This window comes from Bradyrhizobium sp. CFUWI (genome assembly GCF_056429085.1).
The window spans coordinates 1-444 of the sequence record NZ_JBWJZE010000206.1 but is presented as its reverse complement, the minus strand read 5'-3'; the positions used below and the strand labels follow the sequence as shown (position 1 = coordinate 444).

The 444-nt window shown below is 66.0% G+C and carries 1 protein-coding gene; it reads right to left on the bottom strand.

Features of this window, described 5'->3' with window-relative positions:
* Positions 1-4 precede the first annotated feature (4 nt).
* A partial coding sequence (locus AC066S_RS39445; protein ID WP_478272005.1) for a restriction endonuclease occupies positions 5-444 on the bottom strand: 440 nt, incomplete at its 5' end.

The window sequence follows — 444 nt, the reverse complement described above, 5'->3', positions numbered from 1 at the left end:
GGACTCAGGCGGGCCAGTAGAGCTTGCGTAGCGGCACCAGCCGCTGGGTCTGGCTGTCGGCTTGCTCGTAGTGTTCCAGCAGGGTTTTGACCAGATCGTCCAGGTCCATCAACGTGACGGGAATGCGGCCCCGCTCGGCTTCATAGCGGGCGTCCTTGGTGAAGCCCCCGGTGCTCACATACAGGCCCTTGTCGCGCTCGTGGGGCCCACCCAGGAAGCTGCGAATCTCTTGCGAGCCCATGGCGGCTGCGCGGTGCTTGACCTCGACCACGATGCGCGGGTCTTCGAACCCCAGACCGTCGCGCGAGGCGACGATGTCCTTGCCCCGGTCGGAGCCGCTGGGCGAGATGCGGGGCTTGTAGCCCATGGCGCGCAGCAGGCCTGCGACGAGCTCCTGCATGTCGGACCAGTCCAGCGCGTTGACGCGGTCTTTGATGAATTCCA